General features: G+C 71.0%; 12 protein-coding genes and 1 pseudogene. 10 read left to right on the plus strand and 3 right to left on the minus strand.

Annotated features, from left to right (window positions below):
• Nucleotides 1-5: 5 nt before the first annotated feature.
• The 10 genes and pseudogenes from OG393_RS27010 to OG393_RS27060 form a co-directional block, all read left to right on the plus strand.
• Nucleotides 6-944, plus strand: a complete 939-nt coding sequence (locus tag OG393_RS27010) for an FKBP-type peptidyl-prolyl cis-trans isomerase (protein ID WP_327377295.1) — start codon at nucleotides 6-8, stop codon at nucleotides 942-944.
• Nucleotides 945-987: 43 nt separating this feature from the next.
• The gene (locus tag OG393_RS27015; RefSeq protein ID WP_327377296.1) at nucleotides 988-1,359 is read left to right on the plus strand and encodes an FKBP-type peptidyl-prolyl cis-trans isomerase; all 372 of its coding nucleotides are present in this window, start codon (nucleotides 988-990) and stop codon (nucleotides 1,357-1,359) included.
• 139 nt (nucleotides 1,360-1,498) lie between these two features.
• A complete protein-coding gene (locus OG393_RS27020) occupies nucleotides 1,499-2,455 on the plus strand; it encodes a helix-turn-helix transcriptional regulator (RefSeq protein WP_327377297.1) in 957 nt (318 codons plus the stop codon).
• A 13-nt stretch (nucleotides 2,456-2,468) separates the two neighbouring features.
• Nucleotides 2,469-3,437, plus strand: a complete 969-nt coding sequence (locus OG393_RS27025) for a helix-turn-helix transcriptional regulator (RefSeq protein WP_327377298.1) — start codon at nucleotides 2,469-2,471, stop codon at nucleotides 3,435-3,437.
• A gap of 127 nt (nucleotides 3,438-3,564) precedes the next feature.
• Nucleotides 3,565-3,828, plus strand: a complete 264-nt coding sequence (locus OG393_RS27030; protein WP_327377299.1) for a hypothetical protein — start codon at nucleotides 3,565-3,567, stop codon at nucleotides 3,826-3,828.
• A 90-nt stretch (nucleotides 3,829-3,918) separates the two neighbouring features.
• Nucleotides 3,919-4,116 carry a hypothetical protein gene (locus tag OG393_RS27035; protein ID WP_327377300.1) on the plus strand — a complete coding sequence of 66 codons (198 nt, stop codon included), beginning with the start codon at nucleotides 3,919-3,921 and terminating at the stop codon, nucleotides 4,114-4,116.
• 184 nt (nucleotides 4,117-4,300) lie between these two features.
• Nucleotides 4,301-4,585 carry a Sec-independent protein translocase subunit TatA gene (gene tatA, locus OG393_RS27040; protein WP_327377301.1) on the plus strand — a complete coding sequence of 95 codons (285 nt, stop codon included), beginning with the start codon at nucleotides 4,301-4,303 and terminating at the stop codon, nucleotides 4,583-4,585.
• Between the two features lie 105 nt (nucleotides 4,586-4,690).
• The gene (tatC, locus tag OG393_RS27045; protein ID WP_327378563.1) at nucleotides 4,691-5,593 is read left to right on the plus strand and encodes a twin-arginine translocase subunit TatC; all 903 of its coding nucleotides are present in this window, start codon (nucleotides 4,691-4,693) and stop codon (nucleotides 5,591-5,593) included.
• Nucleotides 5,594-5,911: 318 nt separating this feature from the next.
• Nucleotides 5,912-8,740, plus strand: a complete 2,829-nt coding sequence (locus OG393_RS27055; protein ID WP_327377302.1) for a DEAD/DEAH box helicase — start codon at nucleotides 5,912-5,914, stop codon at nucleotides 8,738-8,740.
• A 267-nt stretch (nucleotides 8,741-9,007) separates the two neighbouring features.
• A pseudogene (locus tag OG393_RS27060) lies at nucleotides 9,008-10,375 on the plus strand (cytochrome P450); the annotation flags it as partial.
• A 201-nt stretch (nucleotides 10,376-10,576) separates the two neighbouring features.
• On the opposite strand, the gene OG393_RS27065 reads toward OG393_RS27060, so the two are convergent.
• From OG393_RS27065 to OG393_RS27075, 3 genes are all read right to left on the minus strand, one after another.
• Complete coding sequence (locus OG393_RS27065) at nucleotides 10,577-11,500, minus strand: ADP-ribosylglycohydrolase family protein (protein ID WP_327377303.1); 924 nt, start codon at nucleotides 11,498-11,500, stop codon at nucleotides 10,577-10,579.
• A gap of 75 nt (nucleotides 11,501-11,575) precedes the next feature.
• Nucleotides 11,576-12,061, minus strand: coding sequence for an ABA4-like family protein (locus OG393_RS27070; protein ID WP_327377304.1), 486 nt, complete (start codon nucleotides 12,059-12,061; stop codon nucleotides 11,576-11,578).
• Complete coding sequence (locus OG393_RS27075) at nucleotides 12,058-13,017, minus strand: hypothetical protein (RefSeq protein WP_327377305.1); 960 nt, start codon at nucleotides 13,015-13,017, stop codon at nucleotides 12,058-12,060. The genes OG393_RS27070 and OG393_RS27075 overlap by 4 nt, the downstream gene beginning before the upstream one ends.
• Nucleotides 13,018-13,050 lie beyond the last annotated feature (33 nt).

Here is a 13,050-nt window from a genome sequence, read left to right on the forward strand (position 1 = left end):
AACACGTGCGCCGACTTGCCGGCCTACTGGTCGTCCCACTGCTGCTGCTCTCGACCGCGGCCTGCGGCGGCGACGACAAGGGCTCCGATTCCGCCTCGATGAAGAACGGACTCCCCGCCATCACCGCGGGGGAGAAGTTCGGGGAGAAGCCCACTCTCTCCAAGGGCGAGGGCGACCCGCCCAAGGAGCTCAAGGTCAACGTGATCAGCAAGGGCGACGGCGCGGTCACGAAGAAGGGTGACGCGATCCAGGTGAACTACCTGGGTCAGGCATGGGACTCCACCACCCCCTTCGACAACAGCTTCGACCGGGGCGAGCCCTTCGACCTGACGCTCGGCGCCGGAGCGGTCATCCCGGGCTGGGACCAGGGCCTGGAGGGCCAGACGGTCGGCAGCCGCGTGGAACTCGGCATCCCGCCGGAGCTGGGCTACGGCGAGCAGGGCCAGGGCGACATCAAGCCCAACGCCACCCTCGTGTTCGTGGTGGACATCCTCAAGGCGACCACGATCCCGAAGTCCGCCACCGGTACCGCCGTCGCCCAGGACGACAAGAACCTGCCCCAGGTCGGTACCAACACCGACGGGAAGGCGCCTTCCCTGACCGTGCCCAAGGCCGACCCGCCGGCCAAGCTCGTCTCGGACTACGTCCTCGAGTCCGGGGGCGAGGTCGTGAAGGACACCGACACGGTCGTCGTCAACTACGTGGCGGCACTGTGGAAGGACGGAAAGGTCTTCGACTCCACCTACGCGCGGGGCAAGACCGAGAACTTCCCGCTCGCCAAGCTGACCCTGAAGGGCCTCAAGGACGGCATCACCGGCAAGAAGGTCGGCAGCCGCATCCTGATCGTCGCCCCGCCGTCCCAGGCGTTCGGCGACCAGGAGAAGGAAGGCATCCCGAAGGACTCCACGCTGGTGTTCGCCCTCGACATCCTGGCGAAGGTGTAAGACTGTCCCGCACGCGCAGTACATCGGTATGAGGAGCAGTTCAGTGAGCATCGAGAAGCCCGAGGTCGACTTCCCCGGCGGCGAGCCGCCGAAGGATCTGGAGATCAAGGACATCTGGGAGGGCGATGGTCCGGAGGCCAAGGCCGGCGCCACCGTCTCCGTCCACTACGTGGGCGTCTCCTTCTCCACCGGCGAGGAGTTCGACTCCTCCTGGAACCGCGGCACCCCGCTGCAGTTCCAGCTCGGTCTGGGCCAGGTCATCCAGGGCTGGGACAAGGGCGTCCAGGGCATGAAGGTCGGCGGCCGCCGCCAGCTGATCATCCCCGCGCACCTCGCCTACGGAGACCGCGGCGCCGGTGGCAAGATCGCCCCGGGTGAGACGCTGATCTTCGTCTGCGACCTGGTCGCCGTCTGATCGGTCGTACCCGGCCGGAAACGGTCAGGACGAGGGCCCATGCCGTAAGGCGTGGGCCCTCGGCTTTTGTCTCGACACCCCGGGGCGGTACGGTCGGACGTCCGAGAAGTGGATCCGGCGGAAGAGGTGCAGGGCGTCGATGGCGATTGCCAAGGCCGAGCGACTGATGAATCTGGCGCTCTGTCTGCTCGGGACCCGTCGTCCGCTCTGCAAGCGTGAGCTGCGTGGTTCCATCGAGGCGTACATGGAAGCGGGCACCGACGACTCGTTCAACCGGATGTTCGAGCGCGACAAGGACGATCTGCGCGAACTCGGCCTGGTCATCGCGACCGTCGAGAATCTGGAGGGTGAGACGGGCTACCTCGCCCGGCGCGACTCCAACCGTCTCCCGCCCGTCACCCTGGACGCCGAAGAGGCCGCCGCCCTCGGTCTCGCCGCGAAGGTGTGGCAGCAGGCCCGCCTCGCCGGAGCCGCCAGTGGCGCCCTGCAGAAGCTCCGCGCCGCCGGCATGCCCGAGACCGAGGGCACCGACGAGGTGCAGCACGGCGCGCTCGAACCGCGCATCCCCGTGCACGAGGCGGCCTTCGAGCCGCTGATGCTCGCCTGCCGTGACCGCCGGCCGGTCGTCTTCGACTACCGCAAGGCCACCGCCGCCCGCCCCGAGACCCGCCAGGTCGAACCCTGGACGCTGGAATGCTGGCGCGGCCACTGGTATCTGGCCGGCTGGGACCGCGACCGTGGCGCCGAGCGGGTCTTCCGTCTCTCCCGCATCACGGGCAGGGTCCGTTCCCGGGTCGGCGCCTTCACCGCGCCCGTGCCCGACGTCGTCACCGTCCGGGAGACCGTCGAGCGCTGGTCCGGCGAGATCGCCACCCGCTCGGCCCGCATCCGGCTGCGCACCGGCTGCGGCTACCCGCTGCGGGCGCGCGCCCGCTCGGTCCGGGAGGGCGACGACGGCTGGGACGAGCTGGAGATTCCGTACGGGCACGGCCTGGACGCCTGGCTCGTCGAGTTCGGCCCCGATGTCGTCGTACTGGAGCCCGCCGACCTGCGGGCCGACGTGATGGACCGGCTGCGCGCCGTGGCCAAGGGCTGAGGGGACGGACGGCATGGCTGCGAACGCGATCGACCAGACGAGGCGGATGCTCTCCCTCGTCACCTACCTCCGGGAGCGCCCCGGCGCGCATGTCGCCGACGTTGCGCGCGCCTTCGGCATCACCGAGGACGAGCTGATCTCCGACCTCGACGTGCTGCCGATGTGCGGGACCAGTTTCCGCGGCGGCGATCTTCTCGACATCGACACCGACGGCGACCGCATCTGGTGGCGCAACCCGGGCGCGCTCGGTGCGGAGGCGGCCGAACCGCTCCGGCTCGCGGCGGACGAGGCGACCGCGCTGCTGGTCGCGGCACGCGCCGTGGCCACCCTGCCCGGTCTGCGCGAGAGCGACCGGGACGCGCTGCTGCGGGCCACCGCCAAACTGGAGACCGCGGCCGGCGAGACCGCCGGGCCCAGCTCCCGACTCTCGGTGACCTTCGAGTCCGAGGGCGGGGTCTTCGCCGAGGTGGACCGCGCGATCTCGGAGCGCCGCCGGCTGTGGGTGCGGTACTACTCGCCCGCACGCGACGAGCTCACCGAGCGCGAGGTCGACCCGATCCGGCTCTTCGCGGTGGGGCACACCTACATGGAGGCGTGGTGCCGCCTCTCCGAGGCCCGCCGCACCTTCCGGCTCGACCGGGTCGCCGAGATCAGGATCCTCGACGAACAGTCGGCGCCGCCGGAGATCGAACTGCGCGACCTGTCCGAGGGGCTCGTCCAGCCTTCGGCCGAGGACCCCGAGGTCGTGGTGGAGGTCGGGCCCGGTGGCCGCTGGGTCGCCGAGTACTACCCCCACGACCGGGCCGAGGAGCTCCCCGAAGGAGGACTACGCATCACCTTGCGTACGCCCGCCCCGGCCTCGTTGCGCCGGCTCGCGCTCAGGTTGGGCAGCGACGGACGGATCGTCGCGCCGCGGGAGCTGGCCGCCAGTGCCCGCCAGGCCGCGGCCGACGCCCTGGCCGCCTATGAGGACGGCGTGTGAGGAGGGCTTCCTCCACGGGCCGGGGCCCGTGGAGGCAACGGGGGGAGGCGACGTTCCCCGCGCCGGGGACGCCGCTGCCTCATCCGATGGAGTCGCGCGAACGCGCGCGTGCAGCAAGCCGAGAGAGATGAGTGGAATGTCCGTGATGCACGGAATGACGACATCGATCGCGCCGGTCTACTTCAAGGCCGCCTGCCCCGACTGCCGCTCCCGCTTCGAGCTCGCCGCGAGCGCCCTGCGCCTCGCCATCGGCGCCAGCCGCCGCACCACCTTCTACTCCTTCACCTGCCCCGAGTGCGGCAGCGCCGTCCGCAAGCCCGCGGGTGACCGGATCGTCGAACTCCTCACCGGAGGCGGCGTGCGTACCCTGCGACTGCACTCCACCGTCTGACCCCGCGGCGAGCGTGCGGAGGAGACGGTACGGGGCCGGACGCCGCCCTCGACGGGCGGATATCGCCTGACGCGGCACTAGGCTCGGCGCATGTTCTGGCCCATGCTCTCCATCGCTCTCGGATTCCTCGGCGTCGCCGTCCTCGGTGTCCTCGGCATCAAGGTCTTCCTGGAGGCCCAGCGGCTCGGCCGTCAGGTCGCCCATACCACGGACCGCATCAACCGCGCCGCCGAAGACCTCGAAAGAGCCGCCGACGGCTTGGCCCGCACTGGCGAGGCGCTCCACTGAAGCGGTGCCGTACGCTGCGCTGAGCGGCCCCGGCGGGGCCGCCCGGTCGGCAAGCAGGAGTATCCACAGGCATTGCCCTGCGTTTACTCGTGCGGGTTACGATCGCAGGCAGCACGGTGGCCGGACGCCTGTCCGACCGGCCGGGCACGCACACCCTGTCGCCTCGGTGAAGAAGGTAAAAGCTATGGGTAGGCTCGGCCCCACCGAGATCATTCTCATCCTCGTCGTCGTCATCCTGCTGTTCGGTGCCAAGAAGCTCCCGGACATGGCCCGCTCGCTGGGCAAGTCGGCCCGCATCCTCAAGAGCGAGGCCAAGGCGATGAAGTCGGACGACCAGCAGAACGCCCCCGCCGACCCGCCCCAGCCCGGCACCCCGGAGCAGGCCGCACCCCGCACCATCCAGGCCGCGCCCGGCGACGTCAGCAGCTCGCGTCCCGTGACCGAGCCTACGGACACCACCAAGCGCTGACCCGGTCCGCCGCGGCCGTCGCGCCGAGCGGCGGCCTGCCGCACGAGATGAGGACGTGGGTTGCTCAAGTCTGCCCGCAAGCAGGAGAAGGACCCCGAGGGCCGCATGCCCCTCGTGGAACACCTGCGTGAACTTCGCAACCGCATGACGAAGGGCCTGCTGGCCATCGCCGCGGTCACCGTCGTGGCCCTCGTGTACAGCGAGGACCTGATGCAGTTCCTGACGAAGTCGGTGCCCAAGTGCCCCCCCGGCGTCACCAGCGACGGCGGCAACTGCGCGATCGTCTCCTTCAACACGCTGATCGCCCCCTTCAGCACGACGATCCAGGTCAGCCTCGTGACCGGCCTCGTCGTCGCCAGCCCCATCTGGCTCTACCAGCTGTGGGCCTTCATCGCGCCGGGCCTCCACAGGAACGAGAAGAGGTACACGTACGCCTTCGTCGGCGCCGCGGTGCCGCTGTTCACCGCCGGCGCCTACCTCGCCTACCTCATCCTCCCCATCAGCGTGAAGGTGCTCATCAGCCTCACGCCCGGTGGCTCCGCGAACATCCTGTCCCTCGGTGACGTCCTCGACTTCACCCTGCGCATGGTGCTCGTCTTCGGTCTCGCCTTCGAGCTCCCGCTCGTGCTCGTGATGCTCAATCTCACCGGCATCCTGAGCGGCCGGCGCATGGCCGGCTGGTGGCGCGGCGTGATCATGGGCGTCTTCGTCTTCGGCGCCGTGATCACCCCCACCACGGACCCGATCGGCATGCTGGCCCTGGCCGGTCCGATCACCGTCCTGTACCTCGGCGCCGTCGCCTTCTCGCTCCTGAACGACCGGCGCCGCAACCGCCGAAACCCCGACGCCGAGCTCGGCGACGACGAGGCGTCCGCCCTGGACCTCACGCCCGAGGCCGTCACCGACGTCGAGCCGGTCGGCGCGAGCCGGTCCCTGCCCGAGCAGTCCACCGGCGAGGCCGACGGAGCCCGCGCCCACCGCCACGGCGGTTACGACGACATCACCTGATCTTGCGGGGTCGGGTCCCCCCGGACGGATTCCGGGGGGACCCACGACCGGTGAGATCACGCTCGTCGTCGATCCCACCGTGCGACGCGGCCGGGGCGCACACACCGCGCAGCCGGCCGCTCGTGCGTTCAGGGAGGCCGGCTGCGCCGTCCGTACGGCCCTCGGCACGGACCCCGGTGACACGTTGCGCCACGCCCGCGAGCCCTCGGCTTCCGTCCGCCCGGCGGCTCGGCCCGTTCCCGCCTCCACGCCGTTCCCCGGGGCGCTCAAACAAAGATCGCGTCACTGTCCGAGGCGGCGGGTAGGCTCGACAACAAGATGACAGAGGACCTCACACCCGCCGAAGCGTACGCAGCTGCCCGGGCCCGCAACGCCGAGCAGGCCACCGCGCTGGCCCCGTTCCGCGAGATGTACGAGTTCGGTCTCGACCCCTTCCAGATCGAGGCGTGCCAGGCTCTCGAAGCCGGCAAGGGCGTGCTCGTCGCCGCGCCCACGGGCTCCGGCAAGACCATCGTCGGTGAATTCGCCGTCCACCTCGCCCTGCTCCAGGGGCGGAAGTGCTTCTACACCACGCCCATCAAGGCGCTGTCGAACCAGAAGTACGCCGACCTCGTCAAACGGTACGGAGCCGACAAGGTCGGACTCCTCACCGGCGACAACAGCGTCAACTCCGAGGCTCCCGTCGTCGTCATGACCACCGAGGTCCTGCGCAACATGCTCTACGCGGGATCGCGGACCCTCAGCGGTCTCGGGTACGTCGTCATGGACGAGGTCCACTACCTCTCGGACCGCTTCCGCGGCGCCGTCTGGGAGGAAGTGATCATCCACCTCCCGGAGTCCGTCACCCTGGTGTCTCTCTCCGCGACCGTCTCCAACGCCGAGGAGTTCGGCGACTGGCTCGACACCGTCCGCGGGGACACCGAGGTCATCGTCTCCGAGAGCCGCCCCGTGCCGCTCTGGCAGCACGTCCTCGCCGGACGCCGTATGTACGACCTCTTCGAGGAGGAGACCGACCACGGCGGGCGCGCCTCCTCCCGTCGCGAGGTCAACCCCGACCTGCTGCGCCTGGCCCGGACCGAGAACACCCGGACGTACAATCCGCGCGAGCGCCGCCGCGGCAAGATGATCCGTGAGGCCGACCGCGAGCGCGAGCGCCGTCAGCGGTCCCGGATCTGGACGCCCGGCCGGCCCGAGGTCATCGAGCGGCTGGACGCCGAAGGGCTCCTGCCCGCCATCACCTTCATCTTCAGCCGGGCCGGCTGCGAGGCCGCCGTCCAGCAGTGCCTCTACGCCGGACTGCGCCTCAACAACGACGAAGCTCGCCTTCGGGTCCGTGAGATCACCGAGGCACGGACCGCGTCGATCCCCTCCGAGGACCTGCACGTTCTCGGCTACTACGAGTGGCTCGAAGCCCTGGAGCGCGGTATCGCCGCCCACCACGCGGGCATGCTCCCCACCTTCAAGGAAGTCGTCGAGGAACTCTTCGTACGCGGGCTGGTCAAGGCCGTGTTCGCCACCGAGACCCTCGCCCTCGGCATCAACATGCCCGCCCGGTCCGTGGTCCTGGAAAAGCTCGTCAAGTGGAACGGCGAGCAGCACGCCGACATCACCCCCGGTGAGTACACACAGCTCACCGGCCGCGCCGGACGACGCGGCATCGACGTCGAGGGGCACGCCGTGGTGCTCTGGCAGCGCGGGCTCGACCCCGGCCACCTCGCAGGACTCGCCGGCACCCGGACGTACCCGCTGCGTTCCAGCTTCAAGCCGTCGTACAACATGGCCGTCAATCTCGTCGACCAGTTCGGCCGACGCCGCTCCCGTGAACTGCTCGAGACCTCCTTCGCGCAGTTCCAGGCCGACCGATCGGTGGTCGGCATCTCCCGCCAGGTCCAGAAGAACGAGGAGGGTCTGGCGGGCTACCGCGAGGGCATGACCTGCCACCTCGGCGACTTCGAGGAGTACGCGCGTCTGCGCCGCGACCTCAAGGACCGCGAGACCGAACTGGCCAAGCAGGGCGCCGCCCAGCGCCGGGCCCAGGCCGCGGCGTCGCTGGAGCGGCTGAAGCCCGGCGACGTCATCCACGTCCCCACCGGCAAGTTCGCCGGACTCGCCCTGGTAATCGACCCGGGCATCCCCGCCGGACGCACCAACGGGCACCGCGGCTTCGAACACCACGACGGGCCCAGGCCGCTCGTGCTGACGGCGGAGCGGCAGGTCAAACGACTGGCCTCGATCGACTTCCCGGTCCCGGTCGAGGCCCTGGAGCGGATGCGGATTCCGCGATCCTTCAACCCCCGCTCCCCGCAGTCCCGGCGCGACCTCGCCTCCGCCCTGCGCACCAAGGCGGGACACATCAACCCCGAGCGGCACCGCAAGGACCGTTCGCCGGCCGCCGACGACCGCGAGATCGCCCGGCTCCGCGGGGAACTGCGCGCTCACCCGTGCCATGGGTGTGACGAGCGCGAGGACCACGCCCGCTGGGCCGAGCGCCACCACCGGCTCCAGCGTGACACCAGACAGCTGGAGCGGCGCATCGAAGGCCGCACCAACACCATCGCCCGCACCTTCGACCGGATCGTCGCGCTCCTCACCGAGCTCGACTATCTGCGCGGGGACGCGGTCACGGACAACGGCAAACGGCTCGCCCGGCTCTACGGCGAACTCGACCTGCTCGCGAGCGAGTGCCTGCGTGACGGCGTCTGGGAGGGGCTCACCCCGCCCGAACTCGCCGCCTGCGTCTCGGCGCTGGTCTTCGAGGCACGCCAGTCCGATGACGCCGTCGCGCCGAAGCTGCCCACCGGCAACGCCAAGGCCGCGCTCGGCGAGATGGTGCGGATCTGGGGGCGACTCGACGCCCTGGAGGAAGACTTCAAGATCAACCAGGCGGAGGGTGTCGGCCAGCGCGAACCCGATCTCGGTTTCGCCTGGGCCGCCTACCAGTGGGCCTCCGACAAGAGCCTCGACGAAGTGCTGCGCGAGGCGGAGATGCCCGCCGGGGACTTCGTGCGCTGGTGCAAGCAGGTCATCGACGTGCTCGGGCAGATCGCGGCAGCGGCGCCCAAGGAGAACAGCAGTGTCGCGAAGAACGCCCGCAAGGCCGTGGACTCCCTCCTCAGAGGTGTCGTCGCCTACAGCTCCGTGGGCTGACCTCGATCTGACTTCCCGTCATCCGAGCCGTGCCGCAACGTGGTTGCCGGAGGACCCGTGGCTGGTGCCGCGGGTCCTTCCGCATTCCACCGGATGTCGCGGTCGCCCGCGGGCGTTGTCCACAGGGCGTTGTCCACAGGGGTGGCGCGTCGGCGCGCGCTTCCGATTCCATGGACCCGTACGCGGATCAACACCGCTGGGAGGGAACACGTGACCACGCACGCCGGTCCGCAGGCCGCCGCGGAGGCAGCCGACGGTCAGAGGATCATGCCAGGGCCCCGGGGCATGCCCCTGCTCGGGAACATGCCGGAATTCGGCAAGGACCCGCTCGCCTTCTTCGAGAGGCTGCGCGACCGGGGCGACTTCGTCAGCTGGCGGTTCGGTCCCGGTCCCGCCCTCTTCATCGCCCACCCCGACGCGATCGGTGAACTCCTCACCGAAGTGGAGCGGACCTTCGACCAGCCCGACCTCGGCATCGCCTTCCGTACCCTGCTGGGCAACGGAGTGGTCGTCTCCAAGGGCGCCGACTGGCGTCGGCGGCGCTCGCTCGTCCAGCCCTCCGTGCGACCGAAGCAGGTCCGCTCGTACGCCGCCACGATGGCGGAGTGCGCCGTCGCCCTCGCCGACCGCTGGAGCGACGGGCAGCGCGTCGACGTCAAGAAGGAGATGGCCGCCCTCACCCAGCTCATCGCCGTCCGCACCATCTTCGGCGTCGACACCGCGGCCGACGCCGAGGTCATCGGCCGGGCCATGGACGTCGCCCAGCGCGAGATCGGCGCGGAGTTCAGCGGGCTCGGCGCCATCCTCCCCGACTGGGTGCCCACGCCCGGCCGCACCCGCATCAAGAAGGCCACCGCCGTCATCGACGCGGAGGTCGGCCGGGTCGTCGCCCGGCACCGGGACGGTGAGGCCGACCGGCCCGATCTGCTCAGCCGTCTGCTCACGGCGCGCGACGAGACCGGTGCCCGCCTCTCCGACCGGGAGATCCGCGACGAGACCGTCACCCTCTACATCGGTGGACACGAGACGACCAGTTCGACCCTGGTGTGGGCCTGGCACCTGCTCTCGCGCAACCCGCGGGTGCGCGAGGCGCTCGCCGAGGAGCTGGACCGGGTCCTCGGGGACCGCGAACCCGGTTTCGAGGACTACGCCCGGCTGACGTACACCCAGGCCGTGGTGAAGGAGACGCTGCGGCTCTACCCGACCATCTGGCTTCTGACGGGCATCGCCAAGGAGGGCGCGACCCTCGGGGGCATGTCCATACCGCCCGGCACACGGGTGTGGAGCAGCCAGTGGGCGACCCACCGCGACCGCCGGTGGTTCGTCGATCCGGAGGAGTTCAGGCCGGAGCGCTGGGGGCCGGCTCCGGGCGGCGCCGAGGGCGGCCCGGACGGCGCCGAGGGGGAGGCCGCCGGGAGTGGGGCGGCCGAGGAGATACCCGAGTACGCCTGGTTCCCCTTCGGCGGGGGGCCGCGGGTCTGCCTCGGGACACGCTTCGCGATGGTCGAGTCCGTCCTGGTCCTCGCGGTACTCGCCCGGCGTTTCCATTTGGACCTCGACCCCGGCGAGATACGTCCGGTGCCGAGCCTGACGCTCCAGCCGGACCGTGACGTCCTGGGGACGGTACGGGCCCGGCCCGGCCGGCCTGTCCCCGGCGGGGACGTCGCGGTCGCGAAGGCGTCCGGGGAGGTGCCCGGGGCTGGGAGAGAGACCGGATAGGCCGGGTGCGGTGGAGGGAGCGCGGCGGGATCTCCCGTCCCGCCTTCTCCCCGCGGCTCGGTGCGCCGTACGGAAGACCCTGTCACCTCGTGGCGGCTTCGGGGGCACGGGGGCGGGTCAGGTGACCAGGGCGGTCGCCAGGTCCCGCAGGTCGTCGGCGCGCAGCGTGCGCTGGCCGTGGCCGGGCAGGGGCACGTGCAGAGGAGCCGTCCAGCGGGCGGGGATCGCCGCGGCGCCGTGGACCGCGCCCGCGAGCAGACCGGTGACCGCGGCCACCGTGTCCGTGTCGCCGCCCAGGTCGAGCGCGGCCGCCAGTGACTCCTCGAAGGACCCGGTGGTGCGCAGCGCCCAGACCGCCGAGCCCAGACACGGCCAGACCGCGCCGTTGAACTCGGTGGCGTCGTCCGGGTGCCAGTCGGGAGCCAGGACGGTCGCCCAGCGCGCCCGCTGCGCCGTGGAGACGGCGGCGAGCGCGTCCGGCAGAGCGGCCAGGGGGTCCTCGCCCAGCAGAGCGACGCGCACGAGTTCGTGCAGGACGGCCGTACCCTCCCAGGCGGCGGGGTCGCCATGCGTCAGTGCCGCGATCCGGCGGGCGGCGTCCCGGGTGGCCTCCGGGCCGGCGGCGGCGAAGCGGACCGCGGCGGTGGAGGCCCGCATCAGCGAACCGTTTCCCGCGGCACGTCCGTTGACCTGGAAGTGGAGGGCGGCGGCGGTGTCCCACGGGTCACCGCTCGTCAGGACGTCCTCGGTCTGGAGGCCGATGTCCTTGGGCTCCGCCGCGGCCCAGGACCGGAAGCGACGGAAGACGTCCGGAAGGTCGAGGCGGCCCCGTTCGAGGAGCGACTCCCCGACGAGGACGGCCATCTGGGTGTCATCGGTCGCCTCGCCGGGGTCCCAGCCACCGCCCCCGCACATCTCTCCGGTGCCGTCGGGGAAGCGCGCCCGGAAGTCACCCGGCAGCCCGAACTCGAAGGGTGCGCCCAGCGCGTCTCCCACGGCGGAGCCGAGCACCGCCCCGACGGCCCGTTCGCTCACTCGCATCCGGAAAGGCTAAGGGCTGCCTCGCGACTCCCCGGTGTGGTGGATGGCGAGGGGCCGGCCGGTCTCGTGGCCGGTCTAATCGCCCGGTTCGCCGAGGCGATGTGGCAGGGCTCCCTCGGCTCCGTCGGGGAGAGCATGCTCGGCCGCGGGCTTCCGCAGCGCGCGCAGGACCAGGAACAGCAGCAGGCCGAAGGGGGAGAGGAGGATCGTCAGCACCAGCAGCGGCCCCATCAGGAGGGGTGACAGTCCCCGCCTGCGGCCCTCCCGGTACATCCACTGGCCGATCAGCAGATCCCATGCCAGTACCTGCGCCCAGAGCGCTCCCGCGCCGCCCGCGAGTGCCGTCAGCTCGCGGAAGGCGTCGATGTCCGGCTTGCTGACGGCGGCCCAGAGCTCCGGGAAGACGGGGAACACCAGCACCAGATAGACCGTCAGCACCGGAAGCACCGTCAGCGGTGAGGCCGCGAGCCGGTCCGTGACACGCCGCCCGGGAGCCAGGATCATCAACAGCCAGACGGGAGCGACCAGATAGAAGGACAGGGCGAAAAGGAAGCCGGTCATGCGGCGAACTCCTCACGGACGGCACTGGATTCCGGCCCGGTGGGGGAGGGACAGAGGGCCGACCAGGCCGCCGACGCGATCGTCAGGACGACGATCGCGCCGCCGGCGGACAGGGTCACGGCGTCAGGTTCCAGGAGCGGTTGGCCGCGCGACGCCTGCCAGGTCAGCAGGCCGAACGTGGCCGCGTACGTCCCTGAGGCGACGAGCGTCAGCCGCAGCCGCACCCGCTCGTCGCTTAGCCGGGCGAACCGCGGCGCGAGCGTGACCAGGGCGAGCAGGACGAGCGGTATCACCTGAAGGGCGTGCATTCCGAAGAAGTGAGGAATCCGCAGGTCGCCTCCGGTCGTGGACCAGCCGGTCAGGGGCATGGACGGCCCACCGTCCGGTACACCGACGCTGTGCGCGCCCGTGAGGGGGGAGTCGACCCCGACGGCCCGCTGCTCGGGGGTCGGGGTGACCATCGCGAAGCCCACCGCCGCTCCCGCCAGAGCGATCAGGGAGCCCAGCCGTACGGCCCACGCGGTGGCGTGGTCCAGGAACCGGGCGCGCAGCAGCAGGATCGCGATGACGAGCGCGGCGAGCCACAGGACGAGGATGGTGACGCCCATGATCTGGAACAGGGCCGCGTCGAGGGGCAACCCGGTGTTGAAGTGGCTCTGCCTGCCGCGGATCACCTGGACTGTGATGATCACCATCTCGACGGCGCTGGCGACGGCCAGCACGGTGCCGGCCCACCACCCGGCGCGGCGGCCCCGGGGGAGCAGGGTGAGCATCCAGGACAGCGTCAGCGCGTAGGCGGCGAACGAGACGGAGAACTTGAACGGCTTGGCCCAGATCGGGACGCCGACGAGGACGCGGTCGTCGAGGACCAGTCCTGCGGCACTGACGAGAGCGAGCAGGGCCATGGAGCCGGAGAACCACGCCAGAGGGCGATGGAGATCACGGATCCGAGGCATCGACAAGGACATAGAGAACCCCCGCAATAATGG

Source organism: Streptomyces sp. NBC_01216, from assembly GCF_035994945.1.
Classification (GTDB): Bacteria; Actinomycetota; Actinomycetes; order Streptomycetales; family Streptomycetaceae; genus Streptomyces.